This is a genomic window from Streptomyces sp. NBC_00775 (assembly GCF_036347135.1).
GTDB classification, from domain to species: Bacteria; Actinomycetota; Actinomycetes; order Streptomycetales; family Streptomycetaceae; genus Streptomyces; species Streptomyces lutosisoli.
The window spans coordinates 6,750,711-6,768,775 of sequence record NZ_CP108938.1 but is presented as its reverse complement, the minus strand read 5'-3'; the positions used below and the strand labels follow the sequence as shown (position 1 = coordinate 6,768,775).

At 70.0% G+C, this 18,065-nt stretch carries 18 protein-coding genes; 8 read left to right on the top strand and 10 right to left on the bottom strand.

All coding sequences use genetic code 11. The annotated features are described in order from the left end of the window. Positions 1 to 11: 11 nt before the first annotated feature. The 5 genes from OIC96_RS30175 to OIC96_RS30150 form a co-directional block, all read right to left on the bottom strand. Positions 12 to 686, bottom strand: coding sequence for a class F sortase (locus OIC96_RS30175; protein ID WP_330304838.1), 675 nt, complete (start codon positions 684 to 686; stop codon positions 12 to 14). Between the two features lie 10 nt (positions 687 to 696). Continuing rightward, on the bottom strand, positions 697 to 1,254 hold the full coding sequence (locus tag OIC96_RS30170; protein WP_330304839.1) for a hypothetical protein: 558 nt from the start codon (positions 1,252 to 1,254) through the stop codon (positions 697 to 699). Positions 1,255 to 1,373: 119 nt separating this feature from the next. After that, entirely contained in the window at positions 1,374 to 2,153 is a 780-nt protein-coding gene (locus tag OIC96_RS30165; RefSeq protein WP_327428981.1) for an HAD-IIA family hydrolase, read from the bottom strand. Positions 2,154 to 2,462: 309 nt separating this feature from the next. Continuing rightward, a complete protein-coding gene (locus OIC96_RS30155; protein ID WP_330304840.1) occupies positions 2,463 to 3,293 on the bottom strand; it encodes a hypothetical protein in 831 nt (276 codons plus the stop codon). A gap of 455 nt (positions 3,294 to 3,748) precedes the next feature. Beyond that, the gene (locus OIC96_RS30150; protein WP_406501679.1) at positions 3,749 to 4,828 is read right to left on the bottom strand and encodes an ROK family transcriptional regulator; all 1,080 of its coding nucleotides are present in this window, start codon (positions 4,826 to 4,828) and stop codon (positions 3,749 to 3,751) included. Positions 4,829 to 5,019: 191 nt separating this feature from the next. Here OIC96_RS30150 and OIC96_RS30145 point away from each other — a divergent pair, with 191 nt between their 5' ends. From OIC96_RS30145 to OIC96_RS30135, 3 genes are all read left to right on the top strand, one after another. Beyond that, positions 5,020 to 6,117, top strand: coding sequence for a Gfo/Idh/MocA family oxidoreductase (locus OIC96_RS30145; RefSeq protein WP_330304841.1), 1,098 nt, complete (start codon positions 5,020 to 5,022; stop codon positions 6,115 to 6,117). Next, complete coding sequence (locus OIC96_RS30140; RefSeq protein WP_330304842.1) at positions 6,114 to 6,593, top strand: heme-degrading domain-containing protein; 480 nt, start codon at positions 6,114 to 6,116, stop codon at positions 6,591 to 6,593. Before OIC96_RS30145 ends, OIC96_RS30140 begins: the two co-directional genes overlap by 4 nt. A gap of 77 nt (positions 6,594 to 6,670) precedes the next feature. Continuing rightward, positions 6,671 to 7,537: an LLM class F420-dependent oxidoreductase gene (locus OIC96_RS30135; RefSeq protein ID WP_330304843.1), complete on the top strand. Its 867-nt coding sequence runs from the start codon at positions 6,671 to 6,673 to the stop codon at positions 7,535 to 7,537. A gap of 12 nt (positions 7,538 to 7,549) precedes the next feature. On the opposite strand, the gene OIC96_RS30130 is transcribed toward OIC96_RS30135, so the two are convergent. From OIC96_RS30130 to OIC96_RS30115, 4 genes are all read right to left on the bottom strand, one after another. Further along, positions 7,550 to 8,407 carry a fumarylacetoacetate hydrolase family protein gene (locus OIC96_RS30130; protein WP_330304844.1) on the bottom strand — a complete coding sequence of 286 codons (858 nt, stop codon included), beginning with the start codon at positions 8,405 to 8,407 and terminating at the stop codon, positions 7,550 to 7,552. A 174-nt stretch (positions 8,408 to 8,581) separates the two neighbouring features. Further along, a complete protein-coding gene (locus tag OIC96_RS30125) occupies positions 8,582 to 9,346 on the bottom strand; it encodes a YidC/Oxa1 family membrane protein insertase (RefSeq protein ID WP_330304845.1) in 765 nt (254 codons plus the stop codon). Positions 9,347 to 9,471: 125 nt separating this feature from the next. Next, on the bottom strand, positions 9,472 to 9,789 hold the full coding sequence (locus OIC96_RS30120) for a DUF6412 domain-containing protein (RefSeq protein ID WP_327428994.1): 318 nt from the start codon (positions 9,787 to 9,789) through the stop codon (positions 9,472 to 9,474). 58 nt (positions 9,790 to 9,847) lie between these two features. After that, entirely contained in the window at positions 9,848 to 10,405 is a 558-nt protein-coding gene (locus OIC96_RS30115) for a winged helix-turn-helix transcriptional regulator (RefSeq protein ID WP_330304846.1), read from the bottom strand. Positions 10,406 to 10,552: 147 nt separating this feature from the next. Here OIC96_RS30115 and OIC96_RS30110 point away from each other — a divergent pair, with 147 nt between their 5' ends. Both OIC96_RS30110 and OIC96_RS30105 read left to right on the top strand, forming a co-directional pair. Continuing rightward, the gene (locus OIC96_RS30110; RefSeq protein WP_330304847.1) at positions 10,553 to 11,971 is read left to right on the top strand and encodes an MFS transporter; all 1,419 of its coding nucleotides are present in this window, start codon (positions 10,553 to 10,555) and stop codon (positions 11,969 to 11,971) included. A 149-nt stretch (positions 11,972 to 12,120) separates the two neighbouring features. Next, on the top strand, positions 12,121 to 12,738 hold the full coding sequence (locus OIC96_RS30105) for a hypothetical protein (protein WP_330304848.1): 618 nt from the start codon (positions 12,121 to 12,123) through the stop codon (positions 12,736 to 12,738). Between the two features lie 17 nt (positions 12,739 to 12,755). On the opposite strand, the gene OIC96_RS30100 is transcribed toward OIC96_RS30105, so the two are convergent. After that, positions 12,756 to 13,565 (bottom strand): class E sortase, encoded by an 810-nt coding sequence (locus OIC96_RS30100; RefSeq protein ID WP_330304849.1) that lies wholly within the window; start codon positions 13,563 to 13,565, stop codon positions 12,756 to 12,758. Positions 13,566 to 13,877: 312 nt separating this feature from the next. Here OIC96_RS30100 and OIC96_RS30095 point away from each other — a divergent pair, with 312 nt between their 5' ends. From OIC96_RS30095 to OIC96_RS30085, 3 genes are all read left to right on the top strand, one after another. Beyond that, positions 13,878 to 15,353 carry a beta-1,6-galactanase gene (locus OIC96_RS30095; protein ID WP_330304850.1) on the top strand — a complete coding sequence of 492 codons (1,476 nt, stop codon included), beginning with the start codon at positions 13,878 to 13,880 and terminating at the stop codon, positions 15,351 to 15,353. A gap of 224 nt (positions 15,354 to 15,577) precedes the next feature. Beyond that, positions 15,578 to 16,591: an SEC-C domain-containing protein gene (locus tag OIC96_RS30090; RefSeq protein ID WP_330304851.1), complete on the top strand. Its 1,014-nt coding sequence runs from the start codon at positions 15,578 to 15,580 to the stop codon at positions 16,589 to 16,591. A gap of 167 nt (positions 16,592 to 16,758) precedes the next feature. Beyond that, positions 16,759 to 18,024, top strand: coding sequence for a YDG/SRA domain-containing protein (locus OIC96_RS30085; protein WP_330462174.1), 1,266 nt, complete (start codon positions 16,759 to 16,761; stop codon positions 18,022 to 18,024). Positions 18,025 to 18,065 lie beyond the last annotated feature (41 nt).

Below are 18,065 nucleotides of genomic sequence, written 5' to 3'. Positions count from 1 at the left end.
CCAGGTACGGCTCACAGTCCGCTTCCCGTGAGGTACGCCGACACGATCACGTTCGCCGTGTAGCTGCGGCTGGCCCGGTCGAACGTGCCGCCGCAGGTGATGAGCCGCAGCTCGGCCCGCCCCGACTGCCGTACGCCGTAGGCCTGTTGGGCGTCGAAGTGGTCGCGTGGGAGCACCTGGACGTCGTCCACGGTGAACTCGGCGACCGTCCCGTCGTCGCGGATCACCCGGACCGTCTCGCCGGGCCGTACCGCGCTGAGCTTGTAGAAGACCGCGGGCCGGGTCTCGGTGTCGACGTGCCCCACGAACAGCGCGGTCCCGGCCGCCCCCGGTTTCGCCCCGCTCGCGTACCAGCCGACGACTCCCGGCTGGTCGAACGGCGGCGGATCGATCGCCCCCTGCGCGTCGAGCCCGCGGGCCACGACGGGCGCCTGCACCCCCATCGACGGGATGTCGATGCGCTGCGGGCGCGCGTTCCCGAGCGGTTTCAGCGCGGGCGGCAGCCGGACCTCCGGCGGCCGTCCGACGGCCGCGATGTCCCCTGTCGTCGGCGCCGATATCCCCTGCCGTACGTCCGTCAGCTCGCGGCCCCACAGCCACAGCCCGAGCAGCAGCACCGCCCAGGCGACACCTGTGAGCAGCCGCCCGGTGCCGGAGGAACGTTCCCGTTCTTCCCGTTCAGACATGGCGGACTCGTCAGTCGCGGCTGTCGCGGCCCCGGCGCGCACTGCGCACCGCCACGGCGACGGCGGCGACGCTCGCGAGGACGAGGCCGATCACCGCCTGCCTGGTGCCGGGCCCGGCCGCCCGGGCGTCGACGGAGGCGAGGTGCGCGGTGCCGCCGCCGCCCGCGTGCACGGGCGCGACCGGCGACGCGGGCACGGACGCACCCGGACCGCTCTGCTGCCCGACGGTGACCGTGCCCGTGATCCCGCCTGCGCCGCCGTCGCAGCTGACCTTGATGTCGTACGTGCCGGGCGTGAGCGAGGTGGGCACCCGCGTGTCGCCGACGAGCTCACCACCGCCCTGGCCCGTGAGCTGCGCGTCCGCGACGAACGCGGCCGACGACGCGGTGCCCGTCCGGCCCGTGCAGCCCGACGCCCGCACTTGGATGTCGCCGCCGGGGTCGGGGGACGCGGGCGTCACGGAGACGCCGCCCGCCGGGTCGCCCGTGAGTTCGGCCGCGTACGCGACGGGCGTGAACGCGGCCGCGACCACCGCCCCGGCACAGAGAGTGAGTCGCATTGAGCGCATCGTGAACCTCCAGATATCTGGAGACTCCTCCTCGGGGCGCCGGACCGCATCTCCAGAGGGGCTCGACTGCTCCGTACGGGTTCTGAATGGTTTGGACCGGATGCGGTCGCCGTGCCGGACTAAATGCGCTCGACCAGGTCCGCGATCGAGTCCACGATCTTCGACGGCCGGTACGGGTACTGCTCGATCTCGGCGGGCGTGGTCAGACCGGTGAGCACCAGGAACGTCGTCATCCCGGCCTCCAGGCCGGCCAGCACGTCGGTGTCCATGCGGTCGCCGATCATCGCGCTGGTCTCGGAGTGCGCCCCGATGGCGTTCAGACCGGTCCGCATCATCAGCGGGTTCGGCTTGCCCGCGAAGTACGGCTGCTTGCCGGTCGCCTTGGTGATCAGCGCGGCGACCGCGCCGGTGGCGGGCAGCGGGCCCTCCGTGGACGGGCCGGTCTCGTCGGGGTTGGTGGCGATGAAACGGGCGCCGCCCTTGATCAGCCGGACCGCCTTGGTCATCGCCTCGAAGGAGTACGTGCGGGTCTCGCCGAGGACGACGTAGTCGGGGTCGTGGTCGGTGAGGACGTACCCGATGTCGTGCAGCGCCGTCGTCAGACCCGCCTCGCCGATGACGTACGCCGTGCCGCCGGGGCGCTGGTCCTCCAGGAACTTGGCGGTGGCCAGGGCGGAGGTCCAGATGTTCTCGACCGGCACGTCCAGACCCATGCGCTGGAGCCTCGCGTGCAGGTCGCGGGCGGTGTAGATCGAGTTGTTGGTGAGCACCAGGAACGGCTTCCCGGACTCCCGCAGCTTCTTGATGAAGGCATCGGCGCCGGGGATCGGCACACCCTCGTGGATGAGCACACCGTCCATGTCGGTGAGCCACGATTCGATGGGCTTGCGCTCTGACATGTGCCGATCTCCTGACGTACGCCGTGCTGTGTGACTCACGCTGGGCTGGGTGACTCACGCCGGGCTGCGGAATCCCAGCCTAGCGATCGTCCGCGAACAGCCGATCGAACGTTCTCGATCAGCTGCCGGTCGCGGTTTTCCAGTCTCGGACGTCACTCTGCAGGTTCTTGTCGATCTCGGTCCAGTCCGGTGCGAAGATCTCCACGCCGTCCATCAGCCGGGTGAGGTGGTGGGCTTCCCGCCCTGGTGCGCGGGGAGCCGAAGTCGTGGATCGCCTTGACGAGTACGGCGGTTCCCCAGGTGTCGATGTCAGCGCCGACGCAGGCGTGCCCGGCGGGTTACAGCGAGCAGGGTCGCTCCCATGACGAACAGCACGAGGCCTGCTACCGCGCCAAGCCGGTGCGGTGCACCCGGCCCGGTCCGCGCGAGCTCGTCGGCGGACGGTGTCGCCTCGTCGCCTACGCCGCCACCGGTGGCGGTGCCGTCAAGGCCTTCACCGCCACCGTCGCTGTTCTCGTAGCTCCCGTCGTTCTCACCACTCCCGTCGTTCCCGTCGCCCTCGTCCTCGCCCTCCTCCTCGGCTTCGATACGGAACCGGTAGTCGTTCGACTCCCCCACCCAGTCGCCGTCGTCGTTGTGGCGCTGCACGACCGCCGCGTTGGCGACGACGTCGTTGGGTGCGGTCGCGTCGGAGGTCACGGCGAGGCGCACCTTCACGGTGAGCGTCCGCCCGGGTCCCACGGTGAACCCCGGGAACCCGTCGTCGAACACCCCCACGTTCTCGGCCTCGTCACTCTTCTCGAACTTCACCGGATGCGACCGCTCCCCCTCATAGAACTCCAGCCGCGCCTGCCCCGGCCGCAACGCCCGCTTCCCGTCCACGAGCACGACGATCGGGTGAATGCCGCCGCAGGTGTGCGCCGTGGTGTTGCTGAGGTCGATGTACCACGTCCGGTAGTCACCACCGACGTCGTAGGCGGCCGGCCCCCCATGGATCCGGGTCTTGATGGGGAAGTCCCGGGTGTCGGGGGCGGCGCAGGTGGGGCGGGGGGTCGTGGGGATGAGCGCGTGAGCGTGGGTGGGGGCGGCGGCGGTCAGGACGAGGGGAAGGGTGAGCGGGAGGGATGTGCGCAGTCGCATGAGGGGGCCTTCGGCCGATCGAGAGCGGCAGGAATCGGGATCGGAAACATCAGGCGGAAACAGCAGGGGAAACAGCAGCCGGAAACATCACTCGCTACCGGGCAACGGCCCCCGTGACCCTGCCACGCCCCCACACCCCGCCCCGTCCGCCACGCCCGGCACCGGCCCCGTTCCCCTCCGAAAGTCCCCCACCTGGCGGCCCGTCCCATCCTTCTGGGGCTCCGCCCCAGACCCCGTGGGCCGATTCGTCGACTGCGGGCCGGTGGGGGTTGCCCGCGCAGTTCCCCGCGCCCCTGACGGCGCGGGGCTGCGCCCCGTCGCCCCCGGCCCGCCCCGGGTGCTGTTGTCTTTTGTCTTTTAGGGGCGCGGGGAACGGCGCAATCTTTTAGGGGGGGTCTGGGGGCGCAGCCCCCAGGGATGGGACGGGTAGGGGCGGCGGGGGCGAAGGAACCCCCTCACCCCTCCCCCCGCCCAAACACCGGCGCCAACAACAACTGAGCCGCCCCCTCCGCAACCCCCCGCGCCCCGCCGGAGGCAACCCGCACCGGAACCCCCGCCCCAACCCCCTCCCGCCGAGCCCGCTCCCCCAGCACCGCCCGGACACCCCCCACAAACGCCTCCGGATGACCCGCGACCGTACGCCCACCCAGCAACACAAGATCAATGTCCAACAGCCCCACCAGATTCGCCGCACCAACCCCCATCACCCGCGCAGCCTCATCCACATCCCCCCGCCCCACCGCTTCCAGACACAACACCTCAATGCACCCCCGGTCCCCACACCCACACACCGGCCCCCCCAACTGAATGACCTGATGCCCGAACTCCCCCGCCCCCGTACGGGCCCCCCGATGCACGCCCCCACCAATCACCAGCCCCGCCCCCAGCCCCGTACCCAAATGCAGATACGCGAAGGACCCGCCACCACTCCCGGCACCACTCCCGCCCCCCAAGGCAATCCCCAACGCCGCCGCATTGGTGTCCTTGTCCACCACCACCGGCACCCCCAACCGCCCCACCAGCACATCCCGCAACGGAAACCCGTCCCACTCCGGAAACCCGGTGACCCGGTGCAAAACCCCCCGCACATGATCGAGAGGCCCAGGCAGCGCCACCCCCACCCCCAACACGGACACCCCCGCGATCAGGGCCTCCACCTCCCCGGCCGCCCCCTCGACCACCGCATCGGTCCCAGCCCCCAGCCCCAACGAAGCCCGCCGCTCAGCCACCACGGCCCCGGTGAGATCGCAGAGCACCACCGTCAGCTCGTCCCGGTCGAGATGCAGCCCCACCGCATGACCGGCCTCGGGCACCAGCCGCAGCACCGTACGCGGCTTGCCACCGGTGGACGCCCGGCGTCCCGCCTCCACGGCCAGCCCCTCCGCCCGCAGCCGCGCGGTGATCTTGCTGACGGCCTGCGGGGTCAGCCCGGTCCGCTCGGCGAGTTCGAGCCGGCTGATCCCGGCCGGCCCGGCCGTGCGCAGCAGATCGAGCACGAGCGCGGCGTTGTGACTCCGCAGATTCAGCAGATTCACCCCCGCCTCCCCGCCCCGGCCACCACGCACCCCCGGCGCATCCGCCGCTCCGGGCACAGCCGCCGTCCCAGGCACCTCCGGTCCCCGCACCGCTCCCGGCACCCCCACGCCCGACTCCCCATCACTGCTGTTCACGCCACCATTGTCCCCCGCGCTTGCACTTTGGCAACAGCGTTGCGAAAGTAGAGACCATGACAGGCATGACTGGTACTCCCCTCCGTGTGGGCCTCGTCGGCTACGGCCTCGCGGGCTCCGTCTTCCACGCCCCGCTGATCGCCGCGACCGAGGGGCTGACCCTCGACACGGTCGTCACGTCCAGCCCGGAGCGGCAGGAGCAGGCCCGCGCCGAGTTCGGCGCCGGCCTCCGGTTCGCCGCCACACCCGACGAGCTGTGGGCGCGCGCCGACGAGCTGGACCTGATCGTCATCGCGTCCCCGAACAAGACCCACGTCCCGATCGCGACGGCCGCCCTCAAGGCCGGTCTCCCGGTCGTCGTCGACAAGCCCCTCGCCGGTACGGCGGCGGAGGCCCGCGAGCTGGCCGCCCTGGCCGACGAACGCGGCCTCCTGCTCTCCGTCTTCCAGAACCGCCGCTGGGACAACGACTTCCTGACCGTCCGCAAGCTGCTCGCCGAGGGCGAGTTGGGCGACGTCCAGCGCTTCGACTCCCGCTTCGAGCGCTGGCGCCCGCAGCCCAAGGGCGGCTGGCGCGAGTCCGGCGACCCGGCAGAGATCGGAGGTCTCCTCTACGACCTCGGCAGCCATGTCGTAGACCAGGCCCTCGTGCTCTTCGGCCCCGCGACCTCGGTGTACGCCGAGTCGGACATCCGCCGCCCGGGCGCGCAGACCGACGACGACACGTTCATCGCGATCACGCACGCGAACGGGGTGCGCTCCCACCTCTACGTCTCCGCGACGACCGCCCAACTCGGCCCGCGCTTCCGCGTCCTGGGCTCGCGGGCAGGTTACGTGAAGTACGGCCTCGACCCGCAGGAGGCGGACCTCCGCGAGGGCAAGCGGCCCGGCCCGGACGCCGGCTCGGTCGCCGAGTGGGGTGTCGAGCCCGAGCACCTGTGGGGGCGCGTCGGCTCCGGAGAGTCCCCGCTGACCGGCGGCGGCCGACCCGAACCCACGCTCCCCGGCGCGTACCCCGCGTACTACGCGGCCGTCGCCGCCGCCCTCCGCGACGGAGCCCCCAACCCGGTCACCGCGCACGAGGCCGCGGCCGCCCTCGACGTCCTGGAGGCGGCCCGCCGCTCCGCCCGCGAGGGAGTGGTGGTGTCCCTGTGAACGCGCCGGAGATCCCCGACCTCGAGGAGCAGGAGCGTCGCTTGACGCTCCCCCACTTCACGTACGACGACGCCTGGACCCTTGGCACACGCCTCGTCGAGATGGCCAGGGACCGTCACGCCCCCGTCGCCATCGACATCCGCCGCGGCGGCCAGCAGCTCTTCCACGCGGCGCTGCCCGGATCGACCCCGGACAACGACGCCTGGATCGACCGCAAGCGCCGTGTCGTCGACCGCTACGGCTGCTCCTCACTCCTGGTCGGCTCCCGCTTCCGCGCCAAGGGCACGACGTTCGAGGAGTCCTCGCGTCTCGACCCCGACGTGTACGCGGCACACGGCGGCTCGTTCCCGATCAACGTCGAGGGCGTCGGCGTGATCGGCACGGTCACGGTCTCCGGCCTGCCCCAGCTCCAGGACCACCGCCTCGTGGTGGAGGCGCTGGAGCAGTTCCTGGCCGAACAGCACCGGCGGGATTAACTCGAGGAACCCTCCGGTTGGGATCGTCGTACGAGACAGCGATCATGGAACGACACCCACCCGGAGGGAACGGAACGATGACAACCGCCCTGAAGGAAGCAGTCGGCCGCTACGGCATCTGGAGCGTCGGACTCCGCTCGGAGGACCCCGCCAAGCGCGCTGAAATCGCCGAGGCCGCCGCCGAGCTGGAGCAGCTCGGCTACGGAGCCGTCTGGTTGGGCGGCAGCAGCGCCGCCCACCACTCCGTACCCCTGCTGGAAGCCACCTCGCGCCTCACGGTCGGCACCAGCATCCAGAGCATCTGGCAGTACGACGCCGAGGCGAGCGCGGCGGGCTTCGCCGAGGTGGATGCGGCCCACCCCGGCCGCTTCGTGCTCGGCCTCGGGGTGAGCCACGCCAAGCTCGCGGACCAGTACCGCCGCCCGTACTCGGCCCTGATTGCCTACCTCGACGCGCTGGACGCGGCCGGGGTCCCCGCGGAACGCCGGGTCCTGGCGGCCCTCGGTCCGAAGACGCTGCAACTCTCCGCCGACCGGGCGGCGGGCGCGATCCCCTACCTGGTCACGCCCGAGCACACCGCCCAGGCCCGCGCGGTCCTGGGCGAGGCCCCGCTGCTGGCCCCCGAGTTCAAGGTCGTCCCGGAGACGGACCCGACCCGTGCCCGCGCCCTGGCCCGCGAGGCCCTCGCCATGTATCTCTCCCTCCCCAACTACACGAACAGCTTCCTGCGCCTCGGCTTCACCGAGGACGACCTGGCCGACGGCGGCAGCGACCGCCTGGTCGACGCGCTGTACGCATGGGGCGACGAGGACCGGATCCGCAACCGCATCAACGCCTTCCACGAGGCGGGTGCGGACCATGTGGCGATCCAGGTGGTGGACGGCGGCCCGAGGGACGGATTGCAGCGGGAGGCATGGCGCAGGCTAGCCGACCTCCTGATCTGAAGTCGGGGGGGCTCAGGCGTCCTTGAACTGCTGGCGCTGACGCCCGAGTCCCTCGACCTCCAGCTCCACGACATCCCCCGCCCGCAGGAACGGCTTCGGCTCGGGCTGCCCGAGGGCAACCCCCGCCGGCGTACCCGTGTTGATGACGTCACCGGGGTAGAGGGTCATGAACTGGCTGACGTACCGCACGACTTCGGCCACCGGGAAGATCTGCTCGGCGGTCGTGCCGTCCTGCTTCAGCTCACCGTTGACCCACAACCGCAGCGACAGGTTCTGCGGATCCGGCACCTCGTCCGCGGTCACCAGCCACGGCCCCAGCGGATTGAACGTCTCGCAGTTCTTCCCCTTGTCCCACGTGCCGCCGCGCTCGATCTGGAACTCGCGCTCGGAGACGTCGTGCGCCACCGCGTACCCGGCGACATGCGCGAGCGCCTCCTCGTGGGACTCCAGATAGCGGGCCGTACGGCCGATGACGACCGCCAGCTCCACCTCCCAGTCGGTCTTCACCGAGCCGCGCGGTACGAGCACGGTGTCGTTCGGGCCGACCACCGTGTCCGCGGCCTTGAAGAAGATCACCGGCTCGGCGGGCGGCTCGGCGCCGGTCTCGCGGGCGTGGTCGTGGTAGTTCAGCCCGATGCACACGACCTTGCCGATGCGCGCGAGCGGCGGCCCGACGCGCAGCCCGGTCGCGTCCAGCGCGGGCAGCTCACCGGCCTCGGCGGCGGAGCGGATCCGGCCGAGCGCCGCGTCGTCGGCGAGCAGCGCCCCGTCGATGTCCGGGACAATGCCCGAAAGATCCCGGAGAGTCCCCTCGGCGTCGAGCAGCGCGGGCCGCTCCGACCCAGCCGTACCGACTCGCAGCAGCTTCATGATCACAATCTCCCTCGATCGCGGGCGGTCGACCGATGGGTGCAGCCATCGGAGGACTGGTCGATCCTCCAATTTCGGCGTCCAGTCCGCAATACCCCGTTCACGGACTGGACCGTAACCAACGGCCGGGGCCAGGGGCCGGGGTCAGGGAACCGAGGCGGCCAGGGGCCGAGCTCAGACGAGGGCCGCCGTCGCGGGCCCCGCGCCGGGCATGTCCCGGTACAGCACCGCCCGCTCCACCGCGCTCCACGTCGTACTCGTCACCACGTACAGCGCGGCGGCCAGCGGCACCACCGCCACGGTGAAGAGCGTGAAGAAGGACATGAACGGCATGAGCTTGTTGACCGAGGCGAGCCCGGGCACCTGCTCACCATCGGCCACGGCCACCGGAGCGCTCGTCGCCATCATCCGCTTCGTACGCCGGTAGTTGAAGGCGGCGACGGCCGCGACGACAGCGAAGAGGGCGAGGTAGACGAGGCCCTGCGCCCCGAAGACCCCGCCGTCGCCGAGCGCGTCCGCCCACCGGCCGCCGAGCGGTGCGGCAAACAGCTTGTGCCCGAGCAGGGCGTTGGCCTCGCCGCCGATCGTCGAGCTGGAGAACAGGTGGTAGAGGAGAAAGAAGGCCGGCATCTGGAACAGACTGGGCAGACATCCGGACAGCGGCGACACCTTCTCCTGTGCGTGCAGCTCCATCAGCGCCTTCTGGAACTTCTCACGGTCCTTGCCGTGCTTCTTGCGCAGCTCCGCGATCTGCGGCTGGAGCGCCGCACGGGCACGCTGTCCGCGCGCCGAGGCCCGCGACAGGGGATGCACGAGCAGCCGTACGAGCGCGGTGAACAGGACGATCGCGGCAGCCGCCGCCGAGGCGTGGAACAAGGGCTGGAGCAGATCGGCGAGCTGCTCGACCAGGCTCGCGAAAGCGGACATGAACGTGGACATGGGTGAACCCTCCGGGGGTCTCGTCGTGCCGGGTTACGGAATGCGGCATGACGGCCCCACGCAGGGGTCCAGCTACGGAATTACGGAGATCCCGAGATCCGGAGATCCGGAGATCCGGAGAGTCCCTACGCGGCGGCCGTCAGGAGGGCACGCCCGGGGGCTCGGGGGCGCGTACGCCCCGATGCGTCGGGATCGCGTTGGGGCAGGAACGCCGTACGGTGCTCACGGTCGCGGAGGGCCGTCCGTACCCGCGTACGGGGGACGGCGGGCGCGCAGCGCGAGCCGATGAGGGCGCAGACGGCGAGCGCGGAACCGGCCGCGGCGGTCGCGGTGAACGCCACGGCGACGGCGGCGGAGAGGCTGCCGGTGTCGAGCAGGGCGACCTCAAGGAGCAGAAGCAGCAGCACGGCGGCGGGACGCATGTTCGCCCAGCTACGGATCATCGCTGCTCCTCTCGCCTCTCGTGTCTCGCACGTGCATTCGTCTCCGCACGTCCTGCCGTTATACAGGATCCGCCGCGACCAGCTTCGCCGAATCCGTCTCGATCGCGATCGGTTCGAGCAACCGCTTCGGCTTGAGCAGTGCCCGGCTGATCGGATCCGCCGGGTCCGGATCGAGCCCGGGGCCCGGCACCATTTCGACGTCCGGAACGGGTACGACGGTTCCGCAGACGGAGCATTCTCCGTACGGGCCGAGCTCCGTGCCGCAGGTCGCGTGGCGGAAGACGCGCAGCTGGGTCTCGCTGAAGTGCTCGCGGCCCCACAGGCCGAGCGAGCGCAGGGTGGGCCAGAGCGCGATGCCCCGATCGGTGATGACGTACTCGTCGCGCGGCGGCGACTCCTGGTAGCGGCGCTTTTCGAGGATGCCCTCGGCGGTGAGCGTCTGGAGACGGGCCGCCAGGACGGCGCGCGGGATGCCGAGGTGGCCCAGGAAGTCGTTGTAGCGCCGTACGCCGTAGAGCGCGTCGCGGATGACGAGGAGCGTCCAGCGCTCGCCGACAACTTCGAGCGCGCGGGCGATCGAGCACTCCTGCGTCGCGTAGTCCTTGCCCAGAGCCATGCCCCCACTGTAGCCACTTTTCGACTTCTTGGTTCAGTGAACGAACCTAGGGTGTTACGGTCGAGCCAGTGAGTGGGTTCAATGACCGAACCCACCGCGCGTCCATCTCTCCCTCCACCCGTTCCACCCGTTCCGAAAGGGCAGGCCATGACCGGGCTCGACCGGACCGCCACCACCACGCACCCGACTTCCTCCGACGCGCCCTCCGCCTCCGCACCCTCGGCCGCGGACACCCCGCGCGCGGCCCCCACCCTCGCCCTGACCAGCGCCGCCACCGCCGTGGCCCTCATGACCTACACGGCGCCGATGGTCACGCTCCCCGACACCGTCGCCACCCTGCACACCTCGGTCTCCGCCCAGGCCTGGCTGCTCAACGGCACCCCGCTGGGCCTGGCCGCGCTGCTCCTGGTCGCCGGCAGCCTCGCGGACGACTACGGCCGCCGCCGGATCTTCCTGGCCGGCACGGTCGCGCTCGGCATCACCACGGCACTGGGCGCGCTCGCGAACTCAACCCTCCTGTTCACCCTCACCCGTATCGCGCAGGGCGCGGCGAGCGCGGCGATCCTCGCCAGCAGCCTGGGGCTGATCGTGCACGCCTTCCCGACCCCCCGCGGACGCCTGCACGCGACCGGCGTCTGGGGCGCCTTCGTCAGCGGCGGCATCGCGGTGGGCCCGCTGATCGCGGGCGCGATAGCGGGGTGGGACTGGCGGGCGGCGTACGCGGTGCTGGGCGCCGCCGCGCTGATCGTCGCTCTGCTCAGCGCCCGGGCACTCACCGAGTCCCGCGCGCCACGGGGCGGCCGTCCCGACCTGGCGGGGGCGCTGACGTTCGGCCTCGCGCTGGTGTCCCTGGTCGCGGCACTGACGCTGGGCCGCGACGGCTGGCTGCGCGCACCGGTGGGGCTCCTGGTGCTGGCGTTCCTCGTGCTGACGTCCGCGTTCGTCGTCGTCGAGCGCCGCAGCCGTACGCCCATGATCGACCTCGGCCTGCTCCGGCACCGCCGCTTCCTCGCCTCGTCCGCGGGCGGACTCTTCACGGGCCTCGCGGTGATCGGCCTGTTCAGCTTCCTGCCGGCACTGCTCCAGCGGACGCTCGGGCTGTCCGCGATGGACACGGCGTGGCTGTTCCTGCTCTGGTCCGGCCTCTCCTTCACGGTCGCCCTCCAGGCCCGGCGCCTCGCGGGCCGGGTCTCACCGCGCCACCAACTGACCCTCGGCTTCACCCTCCACGCGGTCGGGGTCCTGGCGATGCTGGGTGCCGTGGACGCGGGTTCCTGGCTCCGGCTGCTCCCCGGCCTGGTCATCGCGGGCGTGGGCAGCGGCCTCCTGAACGCCGCGCTGCCGCTGCTCGCGGTCGAGTCCGTGCCGGTACAGCGGGCCGCGATGGGGTCGGGGGCTCAGCAGACGTTCCGCTACATCGGTTCCTGCGCGGGCGTCGCCCTCACGATCGCGCTGGTGACCTCCACGGGTGGGCTCGCACACGGCGCGGACATCGCGATCGGTGTCTCCGCCGGGCTCGCGATGCTGGCGGCGGTGAGTGTGCTGGTGCTTCGGGAGCGGGGCTGACGGGCGGACGGGCCTTACCGGCCTGACCGGCCTGACGGGGACAGCCGCAACGGGAGCGTCACCCGGGGGGGCATCACCCGGGGGCGTCACGGGGAGCATCGCCGGGGGCCATCGCCGAGGGGCGCCCCCTCAGCCATAGGGTGCCGCCCATGGCGACATCGGCAGCGGACGGCGACGCCTCCGCTCAATTCCGGCTCGGCAGCGACCTGTTGCGGCAGGGCCGCCGCGAGGAAGCGAAGCGCCGGCTCGTGCCGCTGGCCGAGGCCGGTCACCTGGACGCGGTGCGCGAGCTGGCCTGGACCGCCAGCAGGCTCGCGCACACGGACGCTCGCTACGAGGCGGAGGCCGAGCACTGGCTCCGCCGCGAGGCGCAGGTCAGGCAGGACCCCGACTGGCTGGTCACCATGGCCCAGGAAATGCGCTGCTGGGCATCGGGACGGGTGGCCGAGGCCGAGGACCTGGTGGCCGGCATGGCGCGGGCGGGCAGCGCACGGGCCGCCGGTCAACTGGGCTTCTGGAAACGGCGGGACGGCGACCTGGTGACCGCCGTGGAGTGGTACCGCCTCGCGATCGACCTCGGGCACCGCTTCTCCTGGCGGGATCTAGGCGGGTGCCTGGTGACGCTGGGCCGCTACGCCGAGGCGGAAGCGCTGTACCGCGAGCGCGCCGAAGCGGGCGACGCGGTGGCCCAGCACGAACTCGCGGCGCTGCTGCACGCGCAAGGGAAGGGGCCGGCGGTGAGGACGCCGCGCCCGCCCGGCCATTAGGCATCGGCCGGCCGGCTCTAGTGAGGCCTCATGGACCGCAGCTTCCCCCACACCGCGAGCCTGTACTTGGAGGTGTACTCGGGGGTGCAGGTCGTGAGGGTGATGTAGAACCCGGGCGCGCTGTACCCGTACGACGGCCGGACCGTACTCCGGGGCACCCTGCGGATGACCCCGCTGTCCCGCGCCGAGGTCTGCGGAAGGGTCTTGTCGACGACGTACGTGTACACGGCGGCCTTGGTCTCGACCTCGACCGTGTCCCCACGCTTCAGCCTGTTGATGTACCGGAACGGCTCGCCGTGCGTGTTCCGGTGCCCCGCGAGCGCGAAGTTCCCTGCCTGGCCCGGCTGTTGGGTTCCCTTGTAGTGGCCGACGTACCCCTTGTTGAGGACGTTCTGCTTGCTGACGCCCTCGGCGACGGGGACGCGCAGGGAGAGGCGGGGGATGGTGAGGATGGCGTAGGCCTGGGACCAGCTGGGCTGGGACGCACGAGTGGTGGCGGACCGCTGCCGCCGACCGCTGCCGCTACTCCCGCTGCTGCCGCCGGGGGCCTCCGCCGACGGGGACGGGGACGGCGTCTCGGACGTACCTGAGCCAGCGGAAACACCCCCGCCATCCCCATCGGCTCCCGTCCCCCACTCCCGCTCCAGCGCCTGGACCTTCCGCTCGGCGCCCCGCTTGGCCTCCCGGTTGGTCCACCACAGCTGGTGGACGACGAGCAGCATGAGGACGACCCCGACGGTGACGAGGACCTCACCCCCGGTCCACAGCGCACGCCGCCGCCGGGCCCGCCACCGCCGGGTGCTGTGCTGCACGACGGAAACCCGCATGCGTACGCCTCCTTCGCCGGGCCCGCACGATAAGGGCTGCCTCTTCAACTCACCAGCCCCGTAAGCCTCCTGCCACGGGCCACATGCCGGGGAACCTTCGAGGATCGTTCGGCGATCCATCGGTGATCCTTCGGGGAGGCTTCATACACCGGTTTTAGAAAGGGCTGTCAGAACCCTCGACAACCTCACACGTCACACCCGATGCTTCCTGATGGCATCAGCTGGACAGGCCACCGCCGGCGGGACGACCGGCGTTGAGTTGACGACCCAACTCCGGTGGGACGACCGGAAGTTGGGCGGGACGGAGAAGCCATGATCCGACGCAGATCACTGCTGGCGGCCGCGGGCGGTACGCTCCTCGGCAGCGCCCTGGCGACGGGCACCGCACGCGCGGACGCGACCATCGCCGTCAACCCGGCCACGACGTACGGGAAATGGGAGGGCTGGGGCACGTCGCTGGCGTGGTGGGCCAACGTGTTCGGCGCCCGGGACGACTTCGCCGACCTCTTCTTCACCACCAAGTCGACGACGTACAACGGCACTTCGCTCCCCGGCCTGGGCCTGAACATCGCCCGCTACAACCTCGGCGCGTGCAGCTCGAACAGCGTGAGCGGCGAATCGATGGTCGCCTCCGCCAACATCCCCTCCTTCAAGCAGATCGAGGGCTACTGGCAGGACTGGAACAACGAGGACCCCACCTCCTCGGCCTGGAAGTGGACGGCCGACGCCACCCAGCGGGCCGCCCTCACCAAGGCGACGGCACGGGGCGCGACGAGCGAGCTGTTCGCCAACTCCCCGATGTGGTGGATGTGCCTGAACCACAACCCGTCGGGCGCGTCCGGCGGCGGCAACAACCTCCAGTCCTGGAACTACCGCCAGCACGCCTCGCACCTGGCCGCGGTGGCGCTGTACGCGAAGAACAACTGGGGCGTGAGCTTCTCCACGGTGGAGGCCTTCAACGAGCCGAGCTCCAGCTGGTGGACGGCGACGGGCACCCAGGAGGGCTGCCACATGGACGCCTCGGTGCAGTCGGCGGTCCTCCCGTACCTGCGCAGCGAGCTGGACAAGCGCGGCCTGACGGCGACGAAGATCTCGGCGTCGGACGAGACGAGCTACGACCTGGCCCGTACGACGTGGAGTTCCTTCAGCTCGACGACGAAGGGCTACGTGAACCGCGTCAACGTACACGGCTACCAGGGTTCGGGCGGCCGCCGCGACCTCCTCTACACGGACGCCGTGACCACGTCCGGCAAGAGCCTGTGGAACTCCGAGTACGGCGACGGCGACGGCACCGGCCTCACCATGGCGAGCAACCTCCTCCTCGACTTCCGCTGGCTGCACCCGACCGCCTGGGTCTACTGGCAGGTGATGGACCCGACCGCGGGCTGGGGAGTGATCAAGTACGACGCGAGCACCCTGACGGCCGGGGCGGTCGAGACGAAGCTCTACGTACTGGCCCAGTTCAGCCGCCACATCCGCCCCGGCATGACGATCGTCGACACGGGAGTGGACTACGCGGCGGCGGCCTACGACGCGACGGCGAAACGTCTGGTGATCGTGGCAGCCAACAAGTCCACCTCCTCCCAGACCCTGACCTTCGACCTCTCCCGCTTCACCACGGTGGCCGGCGGCACGAGCGGCCTGGTCCCCCGCTGGAACACGGTCACCGCGGGCACGGGTGACCTGTACGCGGCGCACTCGGACTCGTATCTGAGCGGGAAGTCGGTCGCCGTGCCGTTCGCGGCGGGGGCGGTGCAGACGCTGCAGATCGACGGCGTGGTGGTCTAGGGGACGGTGCGGTGGTCCGGGAGGACGTAAACGCTGGTCCTAGGTAGACGTGAACGCCGGTCCTAGGTGGACGTGAACGCTGGTCCTAGGAGGGCGTGAACGATGGTCCGGGGAGCGCGTGAGCGGGGCGGGGCAACCGGGCGGAATATGCCCCCGGGGACTCCCGCCCCCTGTGGCCTGCGCATCTCTCTTCTTTGACGGTCAACGGCAGTACGGTGTCACCCATGCGCCCCGACACGTCTGCCGAGCACGTCGACCACAACGCCGAAGCAGCACGCCTGGAGCGGACTGCCGGCCTCTACCCCGAGGACGCCGAACACCTGCTCCTGCAGGCCGCGGCCCACCTCGAACTGGCCGGAGACCGCCCAGGCGCGACCGCGCTCTACGACCGTCTGCTGTCGTCCTCGGCTCCCCTGGACCACCCCCACCTGGTACGAGCCCTGAAGGCGTCGAACCTCTGGGAGTACGGCCACGAGGCGGAGGCGAGGGCGATCATCGAGGGAGTCCGCACCTCCGCTCCCCGCGACCCGGCCCCCTGGGTGATCGTGGCGGAGGCGCTGGAATCCCACGACGAGCTGGAAGCGGCGCAGGACACCTTTACGCAGGCGGCGACGCTCCTCCTCGCAGACGTCTCGGAACCCCCCTACTCCACCCACCCTCTCCTCTTCGGCCGCCACCGCGTCCGCCGCATGCTGGGCGTCCCCCACGACGACTGGGACACCCTGGCGGACACCCTCCACTCCTCCCCGATCCCCCTGGACGAACTCCACGACCCGAAGCGCGTCTGGTCCCTGGGCTCGGACAACCCGGCGGAACTCCAGGCAGAGATCAGCCGCCTGCGCGCGGAGCTGGGCACGTTCCGGGAGGCCCTGTCCCGCCCGTTCCCGGTGGCGGTCCTGCACTGGCCGACGAACGAACTGACAGAACTGCTGACGGCGTACCCGCCCCTGTCCTCGGAGTACCCGACCCACGAGGAACACCTCGCGACCATAGAGGCGTCGCTGAGGGAGCTGGCGGCTTCCGGCACACCGAATCTGGGGATCGTGACGGGGACTGTGCCGTCGTACGAGGCCTTCGCCGCCTCGGAGGCGTCCTCCCCGGCCGACGCGACGCTGCTGCCGCAGTATGCGACGACGCTGGCGGCGCGGGGGCGGGCTGTGGCTTGGCCGCCGCAGCGGGGGGTGGCTTGTTGGTGTGGGTCTGGGCGGGTTTATGGGGAGTGTCACGGAACCGCTTAGTCAGATGGCATCAACAGTTCGCTATTTATCCCCCGCGGAGGACACTCACCGTGCCTGACGGCCCCACTTCCAGCACCATAGGTTACTTGAACGCTTTACAGTCACTACGCGTCGATAGATCGTCAGGTGAACCAGCTCTCCATCAGCCCATACTGCTGCTTTGGGCCATGGGGAGGGCATACCAGCGCAAGGGTCGGCTCACACCCTGGCGCGATTCTCAGCGAACTCTACGCAAACTTCTGCAACGGCACGGTCGCCCCGGTTCAACGCCCGATCCACAGTACCCATTCGTGGCTCTACATCGATCAGATGTATGGAAGCTTGAGGGAGTCCAGGGCGAGATACCTCAGGCCCGAGGCTCAGCCCTGCAATCGTGGCTTGACGAGCAGAACCCGCAGGGGGGTCTAGAGTCGCATCTTTACGATCTACTGGCGGATGACGAAACGTTTCGCGAAAGCGCTGTTTACGTACTACTACAGCAGTATTTTCCGCACGACGAGTGGCAAAACATCCTCATAGATGTTGGCCTCCAGAAGGAGGCATTTGATGGGTTTGGGCACCCTCCCTATATTCCCTTGGGCACGACATTCCAGGATCGCAGGGAACTCGCCTCCGCCAATCTTCATCGCCCCATACAGGGCGGGATCTGGGGGAAGCAAAAAGAGGAAGCGAAATCGATCGTCGTGTCGGGGGGTTATCCCGACGACGAGGACCTCGGCGACATCATTATCTATACGGGGCAAGGCGGCCAGACCGAGGGTCGTCACACCCATAACCAAGACCTGACCCGCGGCAACGCATCGCTGGTAAACAGCATGGCTTCCGGGAGGCCGGTCCGTGTGATACGCGGGGCCGGGAAGCACTCCGTTCACGCACCGGAATCCGGCCTTCGTTATGATGGCCTCTATCGCGTGGAAGACTACTGGTCCCAGCCAGGCATATCCAACTTCCTCATATGGCGCTACAGGCTTCGAGCTATAGATTCGCTCAAAGAAGCCACCAACCCCCCACTCCGGCTATCCCCACCTACTCTCACCTCACCCCCGCCAACCGGTAACTCTCAACCCGGCCGCAGAAGCACCCAAGTTCAGCGCACAATCCGAAGCACGAAGATCGCCGACTGGGTCAAAGGAATACATCAACACACCTGCCAAGTCTGCGGTCTATGCATTAAGACCCCGACGGGATCCTATGCCGAGGCCGCACACATTCGCCCGCTTGGCCGCCCTCATGATGGACCAGACGAGTCCGACAATGTTCTATGCCTTTGCCCAAACCACCACGTAGCATTCGATTTTGGAATGTTGACGATAGCTCCGAATTTGACGGTCATGGACCGAACAACAGGGGCTCAAACCACTCTAAGAACTCATCCAGAGCATAAGCTCAGCGAAGAATACCTTTCTTACCATCGAAATCATCACGCATGGTAGGAGCTCAGTCCTCGTTAGACGCGTCACGTTCAAATGGCACC

Coding starts and splice junctions, on each gene's coding strand:
- OIC96_RS30175 (WP_330304838.1), bottom strand. CDS start 686: ATGTCTGAACGGGAAGAACGGGAACGTTCCTCCGGCACCGGGCGGCTG.
- OIC96_RS30170 (WP_330304839.1), bottom strand. CDS start 1,254: ATGCGCTCAATGCGACTCACTCTCTGTGCCGGGGCGGTGGTCGCGGCC.
- OIC96_RS30165 (WP_327428981.1), bottom strand. CDS start 2,153: ATGTCAGAGCGCAAGCCCATCGAATCGTGGCTCACCGACATGGACGGT.
- OIC96_RS30155 (WP_330304840.1), bottom strand. CDS start 3,293: ATGCGACTGCGCACATCCCTCCCGCTCACCCTTCCCCTCGTCCTGACC.
- OIC96_RS30145 (WP_330304841.1), top strand. CDS start 5,020: ATGACAGGCATGACTGGTACTCCCCTCCGTGTGGGCCTCGTCGGCTAC.
- OIC96_RS30135 (WP_330304843.1), top strand. CDS start 6,671: ATGACAACCGCCCTGAAGGAAGCAGTCGGCCGCTACGGCATCTGGAGC.
- OIC96_RS30130 (WP_330304844.1), bottom strand. CDS start 8,407: ATGAAGCTGCTGCGAGTCGGTACGGCTGGGTCGGAGCGGCCCGCGCTG.
- OIC96_RS30125 (WP_330304845.1), bottom strand. CDS start 9,346: ATGTCCACGTTCATGTCCGCTTTCGCGAGCCTGGTCGAGCAGCTCGCC.
- OIC96_RS30120 (WP_327428994.1), bottom strand. CDS start 9,789: ATGATCCGTAGCTGGGCGAACATGCGTCCCGCCGCCGTGCTGCTGCTT.
- OIC96_RS30115 (WP_330304846.1), bottom strand. CDS start 10,405: ATGGCTCTGGGCAAGGACTACGCGACGCAGGAGTGCTCGATCGCCCGC.
- OIC96_RS30110 (WP_330304847.1), top strand. CDS start 10,553: ATGACCGGGCTCGACCGGACCGCCACCACCACGCACCCGACTTCCTCC.
- OIC96_RS30105 (WP_330304848.1), top strand. CDS start 12,121: ATGGCGACATCGGCAGCGGACGGCGACGCCTCCGCTCAATTCCGGCTC.
- OIC96_RS30100 (WP_330304849.1), bottom strand. CDS start 13,565: ATGCGGGTTTCCGTCGTGCAGCACAGCACCCGGCGGTGGCGGGCCCGG.
- OIC96_RS30095 (WP_330304850.1), top strand. CDS start 13,878: ATGATCCGACGCAGATCACTGCTGGCGGCCGCGGGCGGTACGCTCCTC.
- OIC96_RS30090 (WP_330304851.1), top strand. CDS start 15,578: ATGCGCCCCGACACGTCTGCCGAGCACGTCGACCACAACGCCGAAGCA.
- OIC96_RS30085 (WP_330462174.1), top strand. CDS start 16,759: ATGGGGAGGGCATACCAGCGCAAGGGTCGGCTCACACCCTGGCGCGAT.